This is a genomic window from Xenorhabdus koppenhoeferi (assembly GCF_900116635.1).
Taxonomy (GTDB): domain Bacteria; phylum Pseudomonadota; class Gammaproteobacteria; order Enterobacterales; family Enterobacteriaceae; genus Xenorhabdus; species Xenorhabdus koppenhoeferi.
Window position 1 is genome coordinate 60,585 of record NZ_FPBJ01000005.1, and the last position, 19,987, is coordinate 80,571.

Below are 19,987 nucleotides of genomic sequence, written 5' to 3' on the forward strand. Positions count from 1 at the left end.
TGGCTGCGCTCGCTCACCCCGGCCACATAGTTATCTATGCTCCCGGGGATTTGCTCTCTTGCCGTCGCGATGCAACTTGAAATCCATTGGGTATATGAAGTGTATATCAAGAATAAGAACAACGCCGCAGGGATACGACGCTGTATTTAAGAAATAGAGATTAGAAATCCATTAACTCGGTTTCTTTATTTGCCAATGCTTCATCAATCTTTTTAATAAAGCTGTCGGTCAATTTTTGGATTTCATCCTGTGAACGACGTTCTTCGTCTTCACTGATCTCTTTTTCTTTCAGCAGTGCCTTAACTTTATCGTTAGCATCACGGCGAATGTTACGGATGGATACACGACCCTGCTCCGCTTCACCGCGAACAACTTTGATAAGATCTTTACGGCGTTCTTCTGTCAGTGCAGGCAATGGAACGCGGATAATGGTTCCAGCAGAAGATGGATTCAGACCCAGATCAGAAGCCATAATCGCTTTCTCAATTGCCGGAGTCATGGAGCGATCAAATACCGTAATTGCTAAAGTACGGACATCTTCTGCAACGACATTTGCAATCTGACGCAATGGAGTCGCAGCGCCATAATATTCAACGCTGATGCCATCCAACAGGCTAGGAGAAGCACGGCCAGTACGAACCTTGCTGATTTGGTTTTTCAGTGCTTCGACGCTTTTTTCCATGCGGTCTTGTGCGTCTTTTTTAATTTCATTAATCACGTTACAAACCCTTGGGATGATGGTTATTTTTTTAGGCCATATATGCGTAACTAGCAGATACACTAATTAAGCTGATAATTAGATGGCCCTATGTCATTAAATTTGGCGCATCAGGACGCTGATCATACCGTCAAATTTCACTGATGTCTCTCTGAACACGAATTATGAAAAATCAGTCGTGAGAAATCAGCGTGCCTTCATTTTCACCCATCACAACACGACGAAGTGCGCCTGGTTTATTCATATTAAAAACACGAATAGGCAGTTTATGATCCCGGGCCAACGTAAATGCAGCGAGATCCATCACTTTTAATTCACGTTCCAATACGTCCTGATAAGCGAGTTTATTGTAGAGAACGGCTTCAGGATCTTTCGTAGGATCAGCAGAATAGACGCCATCAACTTTAGTCGCTTTTAACACAACATCTGCTTCAATTTCAATGCCACGCAGACATGCAGCAGAATCTGTTGTAAAGAACGGGTTACCAGTACCCGCAGAAAAAATAACAACCCGACCGTGACGCAGTAAGCTGATCGCCTCAGCCCAGCTGTAATTGTCACACACCCCATTTAGTGGGATGGCTGACATCAAACGAACGTTCACATAAGCGCGGTGTAAAGCATCACGCATCGCCAGACCGTTCATCACAGTCGCTAACATGCCCATGTGATCGCCTACTACACGATTCATTCCTGCTTCTGCCAAGCCAGCACCACGAAACAGGTTACCTCCTCCAATAACGACGCCGACCTGAATACCCAGCTCAACCAGTTCTTTGATTTCCTGAGCCATGCGGTCTAAGACGCTGGCGTCGATACCAAAACCTTCTGCGCCTTGCAGGGCTTCTCCACTGAGCTTAAGAAGGATTCTCTGATATACGGGTTTTGCATTGGTTGCCATGGTGTTCAGTCCTAAGCAAATAAGGATATTGGGGATTTATTCAATTACTACACATCCACGCTACGCAGCCCAGATGTAAACACTCATTATGAGATAAAACAGAACCGCCAATCGGCGGCTCCGTTTAAGAAAATTAAGACTGCTTACTCATTGCAGCAACTTCTGCTGCGAAATCAGCTTCAACTTTCTCGATACCTTCACCAACTTCGAAGCGGATGAAGTTGATCACTTTAGCATTGTTCTCTTTCAGCAGATCGCCAACAGATTTGCTTGGGTCCATTACGAAGTTCTGACCAGTCAGAGAGATTTCGCCGGTGAATTTGTTCATACGGCCAGAAACCATTTTCTCTGCTATTTCGCGAGGCTTACCAGACTGCATTGCGATTTCCATCTGGATCTGATGCTCACGCTCAACCACGTCAGCAGGAACGTCAGTTGGGTTCACGTATTCTGGTTTGCTTGCAGCAACGTGCATTGCAACGTGTTTGATCAGTTCTTCGTTTGCGCCTTCAGCCGCAACCAGAACGCCGATGCGAGCACCGTGCAGGTAAGAACCTACAGCTTCGCCTTCCAGGATTTCAACGCGACGGATGTTGATGTTTTCACCGATTTTCGCAACCAGTTCAGTACGCTGTTCTTCGAACTTAGCTTTCAGAGCATCGATATCAGTGTTTTTGTCAGCCATTACTGCTGCGATCACTTCTTTACCAAACGCCAGGAAGCCTGCATCTTTAGCAACGAAGTCAGTTTCACAGTTCAGTTCAACAATACCCGCGAATGTAGCATCAGCTGCAACTTCAACCAGGATAACACCTTCAGCGGCAACACGGCCTGCTTTCTTAGCAGCTTTTGCCTGACCTGATTTACGCATGTTATCAATAGCAAGCTCGATATCACCATTTGCTTCAACCAGTGCTTTTTTACATTCCATCATGCCTGCGCCAGTACGCTCACGCAGTTCTTTTACCAGAGCAGCGGTAATGTCAGCCATTTGTTTTATTCCTCGATGTGTCTCGCGGGAAGATAATATTCCGCGTGGAAAGTTCTATATCAGATAATAGTTCTATATCAGATATGTAAAGGGGGCCGTAATAGGCCCCCTAACCAATATATTTCAATACCTGGTCAATAAGGGCTCAAAATGAGCATACCTTATTATTCAGCGTCTACGAGACCTTCTTCCGCTTGAACAACCAGATCTTGAGAACGACCTTCACGAACAGCGGTAGCTGCAGCGGTCAGGTACAGTTTTACTGCACGGATTGCGTCGTCATTACCAGGGATGATGAAATCAACGCCATCTGGATCAGAGTTAGTATCAACGATAGCAAATACTGGGATACCCAGATTATTTGCTTCTTTGATAGCAATATGTTCGTGTTCAGCATCGATAACAAACAGAGCATCAGGCAGGCCGCCCATGTTTTTGATACCGCCCAGGCTGTTTTCCAGTTTGCCAAGCTCACGAGTACGCATCAGCGCTTCTTTTTTGGTCAGCTTGTCAAAAGTACCATCCTGAGACTGCACTTCCAGATCTTTCAGACGCTTGATTGACTGACGAACAGTTTTCCAGTTAGTCAGCATACCACCTAACCAACGGTGATTAACGAAGTATTGGTCACAGCTCAGCGCTGCTTCTTTTACTGCTTCACTAGCAGCACGCTTGGTACCAACAAACAGAATTTTACCTTTACGGGAAGCGATTTTGTTCAGCTCTGCCAATGCCCCGTTGAACATTGGAACAGTTTTTTCCAGGTTGATGATATGAACTTTGTTACGAGCACCAAAGATGAAAGGTTTCATTTTTGGGTTCCAGTAACGAGTCTGGTGACCGAAGTGAACGCCTGCTTGCAGCATATCGCGCATGGAAACAGTTGCCATTTTAGACCTCTTAAAGTTAATTGGGGTTATGCCTCCACAGGTCCCATGACACCGACTCTTTAGCTGCAAGCTACCCATATGATTAGCCGCATGAGAGCACCCCGGTGTATGTGCCGACCCGTGTGTGTTATTTACACATAATGAGTTTATTTAGCATCCCTGCGCATTGCATTATGTCAGAAACAATTACACAGAATACCGGCGCGCTTTATACCACAAACCACCACTATACTCCAACATTTGTTACAGCTTTCTGATAGTCTGTCAACCAACGGTTATTGGCAGACATTCGGTGGGCTGGTACCATTACCGACAACAATTTTCCTTAGTTAATATCAAATAGTTGGTCATTTTCCGACTTAAATGGACCTATTTCATGGCTATTTCTATCAAAACAGAAGAAGACATTCAGAAAATGCGTGTTGCCGGACGTCTGGCAGCCGAAGTTCTGGAAATGATTGAGCCTTACGTTAAGGCGGGTGTCACCACAGGTGAACTGGATCGCATCTGCCACAAGCACATCACCGAGAAACAACAGGCCATTTCTGCTTGTCTGGGTTACCACGGTTTCCCTAAATCGGTGTGCATCTCAGTCAATGACGTAATTTGTCACGGTATCCCAAGTGATGACAAAGTGCTGAAAGACGGTGATATCGTCAATATCGACGTTACTGTCATCAAAGATGAGTTCCACGGTGATACATCCAAAATGTTCATCGTCGGTAAGCCAACCATTCAAGGTGAGCGCCTTTGCCGCGTGACGCAAGAAAGCTTGTATCTTGCCCTGAAAATGGTTAAGCCGGGCATTCGCTTGCGTACCCTTGGCAAAGCAATTCAGCAGTTTGTGGAAGCTCAGGATTATTCTGTTGTTCGCGAATATTGCGGTCACGGTATCGGCAGGGTCTTCCACGAAGAGCCACATGTTTTGCATTATGATGCGGATGATGGCGGTGTTGTTTTGCAAAAAGGAATGGCATTCACTATTGAACCCATGGTTAATGCAGGTGATTTCCGCATCCGTACCATGAAAGACGGCTGGACAGTCAAAACCAAAGATCGTGGTTGGTCTGCGCAGTATGAACACACTATTGTCGTAATCGACAATGGTTGTGAAATCATGACATGGCGCAAAGAAGAAGAGCCGTATATTTCAGCAGTCTTAGTCAATGAATAATTGCTGACTGACGCAGTTTATCATTTCTAATCAATGAAGCGTCTGTCAACTCACTGGGCTGGCGCTTCATTCTGTTTCATTCTCATAGCCAATAACCCCTGTTCATCTCACGATTTTCTCAGTAATCTGGTCATTATGGTTCGCTTCCCCATAAGCTTTCTCATAATAGGTTTTTGCATATGCCAGTCGATATCTCCTTAGCGCAAGCACCCGTTCCTCCCCTTTCTCCTGTGGAATTTTCCCACAATGACCTTCAATACCCTGTCCTTAAACAGCATATTGATGAATTTCAGCTATGGCTGGAGCAAGCCTTCAAGGCAGGAATCACGCCGGATGCACTGATTTACGCTCGCAGTGATTATATTGATCAACTGTTGAAGCGCTTGTGGCAGGAACGGGAATTTGACCAAATGGTCTCTCTTTCTCTGATTGCAGCCGGTGGCTATGGTCGCCGTGAATTACATCCTCTATCTGATATTGATCTATTGATCCTAAGTGAATCTCCGCTCACTGAAGAACAATCAGTACAAATCGGAAAGTTCATCGCTCTGCTCTGGGATATTCGTCTGGAAGTAGGTCATAGTGTCAGGACACTCGAAGAGTGCCAGCAAAAAGGGCTTTCCGATCTCACTATCGCCACAAACCTTATTGAAGCACGCTTAATTTGTGGGGATCTGCCTTTATTTCTACGCTTGCAGAAATATATTTTCAGTGATGATTTCTGGCCATCTGCCCAATTTTTCGCGGCTAAACTCGTTGAACAGCAAGAACGTCATCAACGTTATCACAGTACAAGCTACAATCTGGAGCCTGATATCAAAAGCAGCCCCGGTGGATTACGCGACATTCACACTTTACTTTGGGTTGCTCACCGCCATTTTGGCGCGACATCCTTGGATGAGATGGTCGGTTTTGGCTTCCTGACTCGCGAAGAACGTAACGAATTAAACGAATGCCAAAATTTTCTCTGGCGCATCCGTTTTGCCCTTCATCTGGTCGTTACCCGTTATGATAATCGGCTGCTGTTTGAAAGTCAGTTCAGTGTTGCCCGACTGCTCGGCTATGAAGGCGAGCGTAATCAACCCGTCGAACGGATGATGAAAGATTTCTATCGCATGACCCGTCGTATCAGTGAACTCAATAGCATGCTGTTGCAGCTATTTGATGAAGCGATTCTGGCATTGCAGCCTAATGAGAAACCTCGTCCCTTGAATACAGAGTTTCAATTACGGGGTAATCTCATCGATTTAATTGATGAAACGCTGTTTAGTCGTGATCCTACCTCAATATTGAAAATGTTTTATCACATGGCGGAACATCACGAAATTCAGGGGATCTACTCCAGAACATTGCGCCAGCTTCGCTATGCCCGTAGAAATCTGCGTAATCCTTTATGTGAATTGCCCGAAGCACGAAAAGTTTTCATGGATATTCTGCGCCATCCCTGCGCAGTCAGGGGTGCGCTACTCCCAATGCACCACCATAGTGTATTAGGAGCGTATATGCCGATGTGGAGCAATATCGTCGGCCAGATGCAATTTGATCTTTTTCATGCTTATACCGTTGACGAGCACACCATACGGGTACTACAAAAGCTGGAAAGTTTCGCTAATGAAAATAACCGCGTGATCCATCCTTTGTGTGTTGAGCTTTATCCCCGTCTCCCGCAACCGGAACTGCTGCGGTTGGCGGCGTTTTTCCATGATATCGCCAAGGGGCGCAATGGTGATCATTCTGAGCTTGGTGCTAAAGATGCTTTCACGTTCGCAAAAGTACATGGCCTGACAAATCACGAAGCAGAATTAATAGAATGGCTGGTTCGTGATCATTTATTAATGTCAGTCACCGCCCAGCGACGGGATATTCAAGACCCTGATGTTATTCAACAATTTGCTAGAATAGTCAAAAACCAAACCCGATTGAACTATTTAGTTTGTCTGACTGTTGCAGATATTTGCGCCACTAATGCTAAGCTATGGAACAGTTGGAAACAAAGCCTGATACGCGAACTCTTTTTCGCCACAGAAACACAATTGCGCCAAGGTCTCCAAAATCCCCCTGACTTACGAGAACGTATTCGCAATAATCGCACACAATCACTGGCTCTATTGCGACAAGCCAATATTGACGAACAACAATTGCACAACATATGGAGCCGTTTCCATGCTGATTATTTCCTGCGTCATACGCCGGATCAATTGGCATGGCATGCCAGCCACTTAATCCACCATACTTCTTCAGAACCGATGGTGTTGATCAGCACCGCATTTTCCCACGGCGGCACAGAGATTTTTATTTGGTGCCAAGACCGGCCTTCATTGTTCGCCGCAGTTGTTGGAGAGTTGGACAGACGTAATTTAAGCGTCCACGATGCCCAAATCTTTACGAGTCGTGATGAAATGGCAATGGATACATTTGTGGTACTGGAGCCTAACGGTCATCCACTGGCGCTTGATCGTCACGAATCCATCCGCCGTGCTTTACTGAAAGTGGTGAACGATCCTCATCCCAAGGTGCCGAAGGCACGTAATCTACCAACTAAATTACGCCATTTTAATGTCCCGACCCAAGTCAGCTTTTTACCGACGAACAATATCCGCCGCACTTATATGGAATTGGTTGCATTGGATCAACCCGGATTACTGGCTCGGGTAGGCAATATTTTCACTGAATTGGGAATTTCCTTGCATGGAGCCAGAATCACCACCATAGGGGAACGTGTTGAAGATTTTTTTGTACTGGCAGATAAAGATCAAAACGCATTACATAAAAAAATAAGGAATGAATTATCAGAAAGGTTGACAGAAGCCCTCAACACACGGGATAAACTATAGCAATACTCTTGACTTAACAGAAATTAGGAACCGTGTACTTATGCAGCAATTACAAGCTACAATCGAAAATGCGTTTGAAAACCGTGCAAACATTACACCATCCACCGTTGACGTAGCCGCCCGCGAAGCCATTAATCAAGTCATCCAAATGCTGGACAGCGGCAAACTTCGCGTCGCTGAAAAGATTGATGGGGAATGGGTAACGCATCAATGGCTGAAAAAGGCTGTATTGCTTTCCTTCCGCATTAATGACAATCAAGTTATGGAAGGCGCTGAAAGCCGCTATTTCGACAAAGTACCCATGAAATTTGCTGATTATGATCAGGCTCGTTTCGAGAAAGAAGGGTTCCGTGTAGTGCCGCCAGCGGCAGTGCGCCAAGGCGCTTTTATCGCCCGTAACACCGTGCTGATGCCATCTTACGTCAACTTAGGGGCTTATGTGGATGAAGGTTCAATGGTAGATACTTGGGCTACTGTGGGTTCCTGTGCACAAATCGGTAAAAATGTTCACTTATCTGGCGGCGTTGGTATTGGAGGTGTTCTGGAACCCTTGCAGGCTAACCCAACCATTATTGAAGACAATTGTTTTATCGGCGCCCGTTCTGAGATCGTAGAAGGCGTCATCGTGGAAGAAGGCTCCGTGATCTCAATGGGTGTTTATATTGGTCAAAGCACCAAAATCTATGATCGTGAAACCGGTGAAATTCATTATGGCCGTGTGCCAGCAGGTTCAGTTGTCGTATCCGGTAACCTTCCGTCGAAAGATGGCAGCTACAGCCTGTACTGTGCAGTTATCGTGAAAAAAGTAGATGCCAAGACCCGTGGCAAAGTTGGTATTAACGAACTGCTGAGAAATATTGATTAAATTTTTAGAAAATAGCGAAAGCCCCTTACACGATATCTAGGGGCTTTTCTTTAAGCTACCGAAAAAACAACAAAAGATTAGGCGGCTTCCTTACCTTTTGAACAGGCTTTCATAATTCTATCTGTAATATTCTGCTCAATCTTTATTTCAAAGTCGGTAAACAAAGCGATTGGTTTGACATTTTTTCCATTTTTTTCCAGCCGAACAAAACCATGCCGATTAAGTGTTTTTAACGTAGTGGACAAATTGCTGGGTTTCCTTCCGGAAAGCCCGGAAAGTTCAGCTATCGTTTCTGGCTTCTGCTCATCCATCATACGAAGTAAAGCAATATTGTTTTCACTCAACACTTGTGCGAGTGCGATCATGGATGTAAACCACACTTTAGGCTCATCTGGCTGCGGTTTATATTCACTCTTAGCGATTGCCAATATACGTTTGCGAATAAGTTCTTCATTCATTACGCCGATGAGTGCTTTCATTTTGCTAACCTCTAGATTCTCTCTCAGCTATAACCTCATCAATTTTAGCAAAAAAATCCTCAATTAATTGATAAGGTGACGTAAATTCGTATGGTACTCCTTTATCATACGAGTTTCTGTGCATGTGATCGTATACTATACGTCCCTTATATTTCCCTTTCTTAGGTATGGAAATAGCATGCGCATTATCCATACCAAATACTCTAGTGTTATGTTTATCATGTAAGGTCAGGCTATACCTGATTCCATGAGGTATCATCTTTGTTTTGACTACTGTCCACGCCTTTATTTCCCACCAGTAACCATCATCCCTATTAACTCGTTGGCAATGAAGATCTAGTAAGACTTCTAGTCCATGTTCATAATCCACGACTAAAACCTCATTATTGTTATGAGCTAATCATAAGTATATTGATGGGGGATTTCAAGCAATGTCATTATTCTATTTTTATGAGGCTCCTCTCACTCACCATTAACCAATTGACTTTTGGCAACGCCAAAATGGATAATAGATCCACTATTTTTTGCCTTTCCATTTCATTTAGGTGACTAGGTGACGCGCTATGTACGATAACTTGAAAAGTTTGGGGATCACACATCCTGAAGATATTGATCGCTATAGCCTCCGCCAGGAAGCGAATAACGACATTCTGAAGATTTATTTCCGCAAGGACAAAGGCGAATTCTTCGCCAAAAGCGTTAAGTTTAAGTATCCACGTCAGTTAAAAACTATCTCTGATGATAACTCAAGGCAAGGTTACAAAGAAGTCAAAGAGATAAACCCCAATCTGCGTTATGTAATTGAGGAGCTGGATCAGATTTGCAAACACGACCAGATCGAAATGGATCTAAAACACAAGATCCTTGACGATTTACGTCATCTTGAACATGTTGTTGCCAATAAGATTGCGGAAATCGAAACGGATCTAGAAAAACTGACCCGCAAGTAATCAGTTAGCTACACCATTACACCGCTTATCTTCCTAACGTTACATTAAAGTAAAGGCCTAAGCGGTGTAACGGGAAACTTTCCTACAGCAAAGCCCCCCAGTGCTCAATCCAGTCTTGGGAAAAGGCTTCGGGTTCAACTACTTCAATGGCATCAATCAACAGTATATCCCCGATTCGTTTGGCTCCCTGTTCTTGTAACAGTTCATCAAATGCACGGCCACCACCGCAAAATGTGTCGTAACTACGATCGCCCAACACAATCATGCCGTAGCGCAAGTCAGACTGATGCCCCAACTTATCATTCAGTTCTGCGTAGAGTGGTCGGATATTATCGGGCAGCTTACCCTGTCCTGTCGTCGAAGTGATCACTAACACAACCTGTTGCCGGTATTCTTGCCATTGCGCTAAAGTTGCATCTTCAAAGACTTTAACTTCATGCCCTTGCCGTCCAAGGATCTGCTGCGCCTCTTCTGCAACTGCCAGCGCATTGCCATAAACTGTACCAACGAAAACACCAATCTTTGCCATAGATATTGATCTCTTTAATCAGTTTGATACTTCGTTCATTCATGAGCGGTTAGACATTCCAGATCAGGCACAATACACCGCCACCCAAATTGTTCAAGCAAATGCTGCCAGGATGCGTCCCACCGAGCAGTCAGAAGAAGTTTTTCTCCTGTTACAGGATGCTTGAGTTGAAGATGGCTGGCATGCAACATTAACCTACCAGTCTGGTAATATTTAACAACTCCTCGGTTTTGTCGCAAATCGCCATGCGTGGTATCCCCAATGATAGGATGCCGGATATGTGCCATATGCCGCCGCAGTTGATGCTTACGACCCGTTTTTGGCATCAGTTCCAACAGGCTGAAACGTGATGTCGGGTACCGCCCTATTTCAACCGGACACTCAACAGTTGCCAATGAACGATAATGTGTAATTGCTGATTGTGCCTCTCGGTCAGTATCAGCAAACTTATCTGCGATTTTGTCCAACTGTTCCATAAGGGCATAGTCGATAATATCATCACCTTCAACATAACCCCGCACAACCGCATGATACGTTTTTTGTATATCGTGGAATTCAAATTGTTGTGAAAGCGTCCTCGCTACTTCACTTGAAAGAGCCATCAATAAAACGCCTGATGTCGGCCTGTCCAGACGATGGACAGGGAAAACATGCTGTCCAATTTGATCACGCAGTGTCTGCATCACAAAAACGGTTTCGTGGCGCGCCAACCAGCTACGATGAACCAGCCATCCAGCAGGTTTATTGACTGCGACAATATGCTCATCCTGATAAATAATATCCAGCATATCAAGCACCGTGCGCAAATAGAGTATCCAATTCCCTTAAATTCTCCAGCAAAGGTAGATAATGCTCTGCTTCTTCTTTATAAATTTCTTCAAAATACGGGGCGATAGCAAATGCAGTCGGTAAATTAGCCTTTTGTTCTATTAAAGCCCGTATTTTTGGGATTAATACCCATTGAAGCCATTCATCCGCTGACATAGTATCAATAGAAAAAGGCTCGGTACTTTCAAAGGCTTCTGGTTTAGGTGGATAATTTTGCCATATACCTACCATTTTCATGGTGGCTTCAATTAACTGTAATTTAAGTAAAATTTTTTTCTCGATACTCATGATGTTTCGTCTGATGCCTGTCTATTGTTCAGATGGCAGAAACTGCCACTATTTCATTGGAGCATAAGAGTATCATTGATGTGATTTCAGCGGAAAACTTGCGATGAGATAAGATAAAATATACCCAATATATTTTGAGTTTCGGCTTGAAATCCTCTGGGCATAAAAAGAGGAGAGATAAAATATCCCTCCTCTTAGCGGTTTTCATAGCAATCCTGCTAAATGGGTGCATCCTGCTCGTTCCCTGACAAAAAACGTCCCTGCCTGTTATCCTTATACTTAATCATTATACTGATAGATTCTGGCGCTCCTGCCTGTACCTGACCATCCTTGAACCATCTTCCCGATGGAATTATTCCCTGGTTATTGTTTTGCCGTGATTCCTTTCGGAACAGTGAAATGATCTAATATTCAAGCTGCTGAAACAAGTCACTGAATTAGCGTAATAAATTGCATGACAAAAGGATGGTACAACCATAAACTTCATGTCATTGATATATCATAAAAATAATATTCACCAGTAATATTCACTTCATAATTAAGAGAGATATCTCACACGGTATGTGAGATATCTCTTACAAAAAATCAAACCAATATCTGCAACTAACTTACTATGGCAGGCTTGATAATAGAAAGGAAAGTGGCTAGATCCGGGGATAATGTCGTTCGCTCATGGCTGCCAAATTGCTCAAGTATCACTTGTCCTGTCAAATTACAGACAGAAATCAGCCCCATTTCAGAATCTGTCGTTCCAATAAATAGAGTAGGGGAGAGCTTTAACCGCTTCTGAGTGACCAAATGACCAATAAGATTTTCCTGCAACCGGATAAAATCATCTTCACTCCATACCTGAATCAGACTCAGGTTTTGCCCTTCAAAGCTGGCTGCCATATCCCCGGCAAACTGCGTTACATAGTAATCGTGGATAGAACCCTGTAAACAGATATCCAGCGCTGTTTCAACCTTACTCAGCTTTCCTTGAATAGAAAACGGCTGAGGAAGCCAGTACACCACTTCATCTCCTGTGCGATCAATACACGGAGAAGGGATACCATACAGATCGCTACTGGCTGGTGGAAACCCTGTATTTTCTTGCCACAATTCAATATATCGCTGGGTAAAGTCAGAAAGTGCTTTTGTCACATAAAAGGTCATAGAGTTATATCATCCATTATTTTCAGGTATGCAATGTTATCCCACTTATTTCTATACGTTCTTGACAAAATAAGGTCTATACACAATGGATTTCAAGTTGCATCGCGACGGTAAGAGAGCAAATCCCCGGGAGCATAGATAATTATGTGACCGGGGTGAGCGAGCGCAGCCAACAAAGAGGCAGTTTGAAAGACGAAGTGTATATACTCAATGCATTGATAAGCATCTTAATATAACATTCCCTTTCGATGAAAGTACCGATGATCTTGTTATGCATTAGACATGATAGGTTTATTTTTAAATTCATATTAAAAAAACAATCTACAAATAAAATATAAAGGGAATAAAAATAATGATCTCATCAAATTCAATCGAACAAGAAAATAATGATTCACAACAGAATTTCATGGCTGAACCAGAATACCCCCTACTTAATTTCCCTTCAAATATAAAATACGGAAATAGATCATTTAGAAATTGGTCAGGAGAAATTCGGGCTTATAATATTCCATGTTGCATACCACGTAGCACAGAAGACGTTATTTCAATCGCCAATTGGGCATGGAAAGAAAATTATAAGCTCAGACCAATCGGTCAATCCCATAATTGGTCACCACTGATAATGGGAATAGGGAAAAATCCGACAGCCCGCATTATGTTGATGGATCTTTCTCAATTCTTTACTCATGTTAATATCGAGCATCATCCCCAGTTTTCCATCGTCACAGCACAAACGGCTATATTAATGGAAACGCTGCTGACACAAATGGAAGAGCAGGATCTTGGCTTTACTGCAACCCCGGCTCCCGGTGATTTAACCCTTGGGGCGGTTCTCGCAATAAACGGACATGGTAGTGCCATTAAAGCTTTCGGAGAAGAGCCGCTTACCGGGCATACATACGGTTCTCTGAGTAACACAATATTGTCTTTATCTGCTGTCGTTTGGGATACAGAAAGTCAGCAATATACCATCAAACGTTTTGAACGAAATCATCCAGATTGTGCTCCTTTATTGACCCATATCGGCAGTGCCCTCATTCTGGAAGTTCAGTTTCAGGCTGGTAAAAATCAACGTTTACGCTGCCAAAGCTTCACTGATATCCCTGCGGCAGAGTTATTTGCTTTCTCAGGAAATACAAAAGAAAATCGAACTTTCAGCCAGTTCTTAGATAAAAGCGGTCGAGCTGAAATAATTTTGTTCCCCTTTACAGATAAACCATGGCTAAAAGTCTGGAGTGTGTCACCAAACAAACCCGTATCGAGCACTGAAGTTAAAACCCCCTATAACTATCCATTTTCCGATAATATTTCATTATTCATATCCGATATTACAGAAAATATACTTATCCATACCCCCGCATTAACGCCCCTTATAGGTGAAATGCAATATCAGCTTGTAAAGGGTGCCTTACAAGGCCGTGAAAAAGATATCTGGGGCTGGAGTAAAAACCTGCTGTTATATGTGAAACCGACAACATTGCGCGTTACAGCAAATGGTTATGCCATCTTAACACGCCGAGCCGATATTCAACGTGTGCTGAACGTATTCTATACCCAGTGGCAAACTATGATGAAGGAATTCACCGTGACAGGAAAATATCCTGTCAACGGTCCTCTCGAAGTCAGAGTCACTGGATTAGATGATCCTGCTGATGTAGTACATGAAAAAGCCGTTGTTCCCAGCTTATCTGCCATCCGTCCACGTTCGGATCATCCTGAGTGGGATGTTGCAATTTGGCTGGATATACTAACCTTTCCTAAAACACCCCATGCCATTGAATTTATGCGTAAATTCGAGATATGGTTATTTCAGGAATTTAATGGCACTTATGCTTCAGCTCGTGTCGAATGGAGTAAAGGTTGGGCATATAGTGAAAATGCCGCATGGGAAGATGAGGAAGTGCTGACTAAAATAATTCCCGTCTCATTTACTGATGGCTTACCTACAGATAACAACTGGAATTTAGCCGTTTCCGCATTACAGAAACACGATCCGCATAATATATTTAGATCCCCGTTATTGGATAAATTACTTTCTGACTAATCGTAGTCTAATAAATAGCAGGTATAAAAACATATCTGCTATTACCAAATAATGGAGAAATAAAACGGACATATAGCTATTCCATTAAAGAAAAGAGACTCGGCCTCTCAGAAACAGGCTTGAGGAAAATGGCAGTAATGCACAATAAAAATACGAACTTTTAAGATTCACTGATACACTACGGACTTACCTCACAGTCTAAAAATCTAAGAATTTTCTAATCTTAAGGAATCCTAATGTCTCTATATCAGGATAATGAAGCACTCTCCCAGCTTACGTTAGGTAAACCAACTCCCTACAAAGACAGTTATGACTCCACGATACTCCAGGCCGTTCCCCGCAGCCTGAACCGTGAACCCCTTGGGCTGTATCCTGACAATCTCCCTTTTCACGGTGCTGATATCTGGACAATGTACGAACTTTCCTGGCTCAACGCACGCGGCGTCCCTCAAGTTGCTGTCGGGCATGTTAGTCTTAATTCAGCCAGTGAAAATCTTATCGAATCAAAAAGCTTTAAGCTTTATTTGAACAGTTTTAACCAAACCCGTTTTTCTGATTGGGAAACGGTACAAAAAACTCTGCAACAAGATCTATCTGCTTGTGCTAATGGTGATATTGAGGTTGTTCTATATCCTCTGCATCATTTCAGTCAACAGCCAATTGCCGATTTTGCAGGAGAATGCATTGATAATCAGGATATTGAAATTGATGATTATCAGTTCAGTCGAGATTATCTTAATAATGCAGCAACGGGTTCTATCGTTGAAGAGACCTTGGTGAGTCATTTGTTAAAATCAAATTGTCTGATCACCCATCAGCCAGACTGGGGTTCCGTTATGATTCGCTATAAAGGCCCTCAAATTGATCAAGAAAAATTATTGCGTTATTTAGTCTCTTTCCGTCATCACAATGAATTTCATGAACAATGTGTTGAGCGTATTTTTAATGACTTAATGGCATTGTGCGTCCCTGAAAAACTCACTGTTTATGCACGTTATACCCGTCGGGGCGGATTGGATATTAATCCATGGCGCAGTAACGAAGAATTCATTCCGGCGACAGGAAGATTAGCCCGCCAATAATCGAATCTGATTGGCGAAATTTTCAGATGGGGCTGGTGCCAGGGAATACACCCACGGACGGAACACAACAACCATGATACACCTTTTGATTGTAGATGCCCTGAATCTGATTCGGCGCATCCATGCTGTACAGGGAAGCCCTTGCATTTCTGCTTGTGAACATGCCCTGAAGCAATTAATCACCCACACCTCACCGACTCACGCGGTTGCGGTATTTGATGAAAATGATCGCAGCCATAGCTGGCGACATCAGCTTCTTCCCGACTATAAAGCGGGCCGTTCTGCCATGCCGGATAGCTTGCAGCAGGAAATGCCCCTGATCAAGCAGGCATTCAATACACTGGGTGTAGAGTGCTGGCATATGGAAGGACATGAAGCAGATGATTTGGCTGCAACACTGGCAACTAAAGTCGCCAGTAGCGGGCATCAGGTTACGATTGTTTCAACGGATAAAGGCTACTGTCAGCTTCTTTCTCCTAATATCCAGATCCGTGATTACTTTCAAAAACGCTGGCTAGATTTGCTTTTTGTTCAGCAAGAGTTTGGTGTTTCGCCTGCCCAACTTCCTGATTATTGGGGGCTGGCAGGTATTAGTAGCAGTAAAATACCGGGAATTCAGGGCATTGGTTCCAAAACCGCGACCAGCCTGCTACAACAAGCAGGTTCGCTGGATAATTTATTCCAGCATTTGGAAACTCAGCTCGATAAATGGCGGAAAAAATTAGAACCCCACAAAGACATGGCTTATATCTGCCGTGAAGTGGCATCCTTAAGAACCGATTTATCGCTTCAGGGGAATTTGCAGCAATTACGGCTCATCAATAATAGATAAAAATTCATTGCCATAGTCTTTCAAGATGTAGTTTTATTGGCTGCATCTTGAAATCTGTTTCAAATAACGCGTTGAAAATGTATAACGCCTGATGAAGCACATCATCAGGCGTTAAGTAAAATAAGTGTCAACATATCTCAGAACTAGACATTTGCATGAATGACAGTGATGTTTACCCGATCATTTAGCAAACAATTTTGGGATCTCACGTAAGCACCAAGACTTCGCCTCTCCCATACTATCGCGTCGCCAGGCCATAATGACGTTGGTTTCATGGCTGTATTCCGAGCCGAGAACCCGTAAACGGCCTTCAGCAATATCTTGTTCTACCATCGTATACGGCATAGTCGCCACTCCCAGTCCCGCCAAAAGTGCACGGCGTTTATCCTCCAGTGAACTTACCGTCAGGCGGGGCTGTTTATCCAATAGCTGAACCGTCAGAACAGGGCGTTCTCTTGCCGTGTCAGCAACTGCTATCCCGCGATATTTTACCCGCGTGGCATCAGACAGCGGTTCTGGTTCAGAATGGATAGGATGATCCGCACTGGCAACATAGACATTGTTAATCGAATAAAGTGGACGGGAATTCACCTCAGCAGAGGCTCTGAAGTGTAGATCTGGTGCAATCACTATATCAGCATGTCCGGTTGCCAACCGCTCCCAGGCACCCGCCAAAACTTCGGTCATCAACGAAAGTTGTGTATTCGATTTTTTTGCCAGTCTATCCACGAGAGGAAAAAGGGAGGCTGCCGGAAACAGGGCTTCACACACAATTGTCAGATGGGTTTCCCAACCACGGGCAAGCGCTTCTGCATCAGCCGTCAATTTATCCGCAGCTTCAAGCAACAAGCGCCCTCTTTCCAGTAACAGACGGCCAACATTAGTAAATTTCGTGCGATGACCAGAACGGTCAAACAGTACGACATCCAGCTCTTCTTCCAGTTTCTGCATGGTATAACTCAATGCAGAGGGAACCCGCCCCAATTCATCCGCCGCCGCCGCAAAACTTCCCCGTCGGTCTATCGCATCCATAACTCTCAGGGATTCCAATGTTAGCGCACGCTCTTTGCCCATATCTTTCTCAATCAGGAATTTTGAATATAGCCACCAGATTAACTGGCTAACATTTCAACGTCCAGATAATTAAGATCGAAATTTATATACTCTATGGGCTTGGAGCTAATTTGAAAGACAAAGGGTATCGTTTATTAGTTAAAGAGATGACAATGATGATGATAACGAGATCAGCAACTCAATGTGGAAAAGCCGATTATGGTTGGTTACAGGCTCGATATACTTTTTCATTCGGTCACTATTTTGACCCAAAATTTTTGAACTACCAATCATTACGTGTTCTTAATCAGGAAGTTCTGGCACCAAAAGCCGAATTTCAGCCTAAATCTTATCCTCACGTCGATATTTTGAATATTATCCTGCAAGGAGAAGCTCAATATCGTGACAGTGAGGGAAATTATATCCATGCCAAACAAGGTGATTGTTTGCTGTTTTCTGCTCGTCAGGGCATTAGTTATAGTGAACTCAATCCCAGTGACAAAATACCCATGACGCGGCTGCAACTCTGGCTCAACGCCTGTCCTCAGCAAGAACCCCTGCCATTACAACGTAAAATTTTGCCAAATAGGCTGTTAACATTGCTGGCTTCTCCCACATCAGAAAACAGCAGCATGTACCTGCGTCAACAAGTGTGGATAAGCTATTTTGTGATAAAACCCCGAGAACACCAAACGTTGTCTTTGTGGAATAAATATGCCTACCTGCAATCCATCAGTGGCAATGCAAGGATTGGCAGCAGGACAGATGAAGTTGTGATTCAGTGTGGAGATGGTGTATTTATTCAGGAAGAACAAGAAATCACATTGCAAGCAGATACGCTGTTTCGGGGGCTGTTAATTGATTTGGCAGAGTGATTTTTCTGGCTTAGTTTTTTCTGGTTCAGTTTTTTCTGACTTAGCATTCATTTCATCTGACCAAGAAATGAATAAGCCCTACAGAGGAGATACTCTGTAGGGCTAAATTTATGAAGTTGACCGATAAGCCGGGTTCTGTCTTGGACAGCCATTCATCTAGGCCAGCACTTGCGCACTGGCTCAAGCAACCTACCCGGGTTCGGTACGGGCCGTACCATATGAACCCCTATTTGGTCTTGCTCCGGGTGGAGTTTACCGTGCCACGAACTGTTGCCAGCCGCGCGGTGCGCTCTTACCGCACCCTTTCACCCTTACCTGATCCCAAACTTATTTTTACAAATAAACCGGGCCATCGGCGGTTTGCTCTCTGTTGCACTGGTCGTAGGCTTTCACCTCCCAGACGTTATCTGGCACCCTGCCCTGTGGAGCCCGGACTTTCCTCCCCTTTACTTCCCCCGGAGGAGAACGGTAAAGCGGCGACTGTCTGGTCAACTCCGGCGCGGATTATAAGGGGTTTACTATCCGATGTATAGGAATTTTCATACGTCGTCTTTAATTTGCTCAATGGCAGATTTCAATTAACTGTCTTGATCAAGAGCGTAACGGTACAATGCATTTTTCTTCACACCATGTATCTCAGCCGCCAATGCCGCTGCCTTTTTCAATGGCAGCTCTTTTTGCAGCAATGTCAATGTTCGCAAGGCTTCCGGTGGTAAACTATCTTCCGCTGGTTTACGGTAGCCTTCCACAATCAGCACCATTTCACCACGGCGACGGGTTTCATCTTCCCTGATCCATGCCAGAAGTTCTCCCGCAGGCATTCCTTGAATGGACTCCCACGTCTTGGTCAGTTCCCGGGCCAACACAACGTACCGATCTGCTCCCCATACTTCTACAATATCTTCTAAACTGTTCAATAAACGGTGTGTCGATTCGTAGAATATCAGCGTCCTTGGTTCCTGTGCTAATTCACGCAGGGTATCCTGACGCCCTTTACTTTTTGCTGGCAGAAAACCTTCATAGCAAAAACGATCGGAAGGCAGGCCAGCCGCAGACAAAGCTGTAATCGCTGCACAGGGGCCCGGCAATGGAACAACTTTAATTCCTGCTTCCCGACAACGACGGACAAGGTGGTAGCCCGGATCGTTGATCAAAGGTGTACCGGCATCAGACACTAACGCGATGCTTATTCCTTGTTCCAATTTTGCAATCAATTGATCTGCTTTCTGCTGTTCATTATGATCATGAAGTGCGAACATACGCGCATTAATGGCAAAATGTTGAAGCAACAAGCCAGTGTGTCGCGTATCTTCGGCTGCAATCAGATCGACATGTTTAAGAACTTCAAGAGCACGCTGGGTAATATCCCCGAGATTTCCAATAGGGGTTGGCACAACATACAGCGTGGATGTCGTAACCACTGCTCGATTGGTTTGATTCATTGTTTCATCCGAATGACCGATTTAAAATTGAGCATCTTTGAAAAAAACATCACTGGA

20 protein-coding genes and 1 other RNA gene are annotated in these 19,987 nt (G+C 44.0%); 8 read left to right on the forward strand and 13 right to left on the reverse strand.

The features are described from left to right. Positions 1-160: 160 nt before the first annotated feature. The 4 genes from frr to rpsB all read right to left on the reverse strand — a co-directional run bounded on the left by frr (position 161) and on the right by rpsB (position 3,500). A complete protein-coding gene (frr, locus tag BM329_RS02790) occupies positions 161-718 on the reverse strand; it encodes a ribosome recycling factor (protein WP_092548588.1) in 558 nt (185 codons plus the stop codon). Between the two features lie 172 nt (positions 719-890). Next, a complete protein-coding gene (pyrH, locus tag BM329_RS02795; RefSeq protein ID WP_092548591.1) occupies positions 891-1,619 on the reverse strand; it encodes a UMP kinase in 729 nt (242 codons plus the stop codon). Between the two features lie 133 nt (positions 1,620-1,752). Then, positions 1,753-2,610, reverse strand: coding sequence for a translation elongation factor Ts (gene tsf, locus BM329_RS02800; protein WP_092548594.1), 858 nt, complete (start codon positions 2,608-2,610; stop codon positions 1,753-1,755). Positions 2,611-2,774: 164 nt separating this feature from the next. Next, complete coding sequence (rpsB, locus tag BM329_RS02805; protein ID WP_092548597.1) at positions 2,775-3,500, reverse strand: 30S ribosomal protein S2; 726 nt, start codon at positions 3,498-3,500, stop codon at positions 2,775-2,777. 376 nt (positions 3,501-3,876) lie between these two features. Between rpsB and map the strand changes: the two genes are divergently transcribed. The 3 genes from map (at position 3,877) to dapD (ending at position 8,373) form a co-directional block, all read left to right on the forward strand. Beyond that, positions 3,877-4,674: a type I methionyl aminopeptidase gene (map, locus tag BM329_RS02810; protein ID WP_092548600.1), complete on the forward strand. Its 798-nt coding sequence runs from the start codon at positions 3,877-3,879 to the stop codon at positions 4,672-4,674. A 179-nt stretch (positions 4,675-4,853) separates the two neighbouring features. Further along, entirely contained in the window at positions 4,854-7,508 is a 2,655-nt protein-coding gene (glnD, locus tag BM329_RS02815; RefSeq protein WP_092548603.1) for a bifunctional uridylyltransferase/uridylyl-removing protein GlnD, read from the forward strand. A gap of 40 nt (positions 7,509-7,548) precedes the next feature. Next, positions 7,549-8,373 carry a 2,3,4,5-tetrahydropyridine-2,6-dicarboxylate N-succinyltransferase gene (dapD, locus tag BM329_RS02820; protein WP_092548606.1) on the forward strand — a complete coding sequence of 275 codons (825 nt, stop codon included), beginning with the start codon at positions 7,549-7,551 and terminating at the stop codon, positions 8,371-8,373. A 77-nt stretch (positions 8,374-8,450) separates the two neighbouring features. On the opposite strand, the gene BM329_RS02825 is transcribed toward dapD, so the two are convergent. Together BM329_RS02825 and BM329_RS14965 are read right to left on the reverse strand one after the other, a co-directional pair. Continuing rightward, a complete protein-coding gene (locus tag BM329_RS02825; protein WP_092548609.1) occupies positions 8,451-8,852 on the reverse strand; it encodes an HVO_A0114 family putative DNA-binding protein in 402 nt (133 codons plus the stop codon). Positions 8,853-8,856: 4 nt separating this feature from the next. After that, the gene (locus BM329_RS14965) at positions 8,857-9,222 is read right to left on the reverse strand and encodes a toxin-antitoxin system TumE family protein (RefSeq protein ID WP_092548612.1); all 366 of its coding nucleotides are present in this window, start codon (positions 9,220-9,222) and stop codon (positions 8,857-8,859) included. 193 nt (positions 9,223-9,415) lie between these two features. On the opposite strand from BM329_RS14965, the gene BM329_RS02835 reads away from it, so the two are divergent. Beyond that, positions 9,416-9,802, forward strand: coding sequence for a DUF3461 family protein (locus tag BM329_RS02835; protein WP_092548615.1), 387 nt, complete (start codon positions 9,416-9,418; stop codon positions 9,800-9,802). Positions 9,803-9,884: 82 nt separating this feature from the next. Here the strand turns inward: BM329_RS02835 and BM329_RS02840 are convergent, their stop codons facing one another. From BM329_RS02840 to syd, 4 genes are all read right to left on the reverse strand, one after another. Continuing rightward, complete coding sequence (locus tag BM329_RS02840; protein ID WP_092548618.1) at positions 9,885-10,331, reverse strand: flavodoxin; 447 nt, start codon at positions 10,329-10,331, stop codon at positions 9,885-9,887. Positions 10,332-10,366: 35 nt separating this feature from the next. Continuing rightward, positions 10,367-11,119, reverse strand: coding sequence for a tRNA pseudouridine(65) synthase TruC (truC, locus tag BM329_RS02845; protein ID WP_092548622.1), 753 nt, complete (start codon positions 11,117-11,119; stop codon positions 10,367-10,369). Between the two features lies 1 nt (position 11,120). Further along, positions 11,121-11,447 carry a YqcC family protein gene (locus tag BM329_RS02850; protein ID WP_092548625.1) on the reverse strand — a complete coding sequence of 109 codons (327 nt, stop codon included), beginning with the start codon at positions 11,445-11,447 and terminating at the stop codon, positions 11,121-11,123. Between the two features lie 603 nt (positions 11,448-12,050). Continuing rightward, the gene (gene syd / locus BM329_RS02860) at positions 12,051-12,602 is read right to left on the reverse strand and encodes a SecY-interacting protein (protein ID WP_092548629.1); all 552 of its coding nucleotides are present in this window, start codon (positions 12,600-12,602) and stop codon (positions 12,051-12,053) included. Positions 12,603-12,954: 352 nt separating this feature from the next. Here syd and BM329_RS02865 point away from each other — a divergent pair, with 352 nt between their 5' ends. The 3 genes from BM329_RS02865 to xni all read left to right on the forward strand — a co-directional run bounded on the left by BM329_RS02865 (position 12,955) and on the right by xni (position 16,560). After that, positions 12,955-14,646, forward strand: a complete 1,692-nt coding sequence (locus tag BM329_RS02865) for a cholesterol oxidase substrate-binding domain-containing protein (protein ID WP_092548632.1) — start codon at positions 12,955-12,957, stop codon at positions 14,644-14,646. 236 nt (positions 14,647-14,882) lie between these two features. Beyond that, a complete protein-coding gene (gene queF / locus BM329_RS02870; protein WP_092548635.1) occupies positions 14,883-15,728 on the forward strand; it encodes an NADPH-dependent 7-cyano-7-deazaguanine reductase QueF in 846 nt (281 codons plus the stop codon). A 73-nt stretch (positions 15,729-15,801) separates the two neighbouring features. Then, positions 15,802-16,560 carry a flap endonuclease Xni gene (gene xni / locus BM329_RS02875; RefSeq protein WP_092548638.1) on the forward strand — a complete coding sequence of 253 codons (759 nt, stop codon included), beginning with the start codon at positions 15,802-15,804 and terminating at the stop codon, positions 16,558-16,560. Between the two features lie 180 nt (positions 16,561-16,740). On the opposite strand, the gene BM329_RS02880 is transcribed toward xni, so the two are convergent. Further along, complete coding sequence (locus BM329_RS02880; protein WP_092548641.1) at positions 16,741-17,634, reverse strand: LysR family transcriptional regulator; 894 nt, start codon at positions 17,632-17,634, stop codon at positions 16,741-16,743. Positions 17,635-17,789: 155 nt separating this feature from the next. Here BM329_RS02880 and BM329_RS02885 point away from each other — a divergent pair, with 155 nt between their 5' ends. Continuing rightward, positions 17,790-18,488 (forward strand): pirin family protein, encoded by a 699-nt coding sequence (locus BM329_RS02885; protein WP_092548715.1) that lies wholly within the window; start codon positions 17,790-17,792, stop codon positions 18,486-18,488. A 108-nt stretch (positions 18,489-18,596) separates the two neighbouring features. Here BM329_RS02885 and rnpB read toward each other — a convergent pair. Both rnpB and rsmI read right to left on the reverse strand, forming a co-directional pair. Beyond that, positions 18,597-18,984, reverse strand: an RNA gene (gene rnpB / locus BM329_RS02890) — RNase P RNA component class A. 82 nt (positions 18,985-19,066) lie between these two features. Further along, a complete protein-coding gene (rsmI, locus tag BM329_RS02895) occupies positions 19,067-19,930 on the reverse strand; it encodes a 16S rRNA (cytidine(1402)-2'-O)-methyltransferase (RefSeq protein WP_092548643.1) in 864 nt (287 codons plus the stop codon). Between the last annotated feature and the right edge of the window lie 57 nt (positions 19,931-19,987).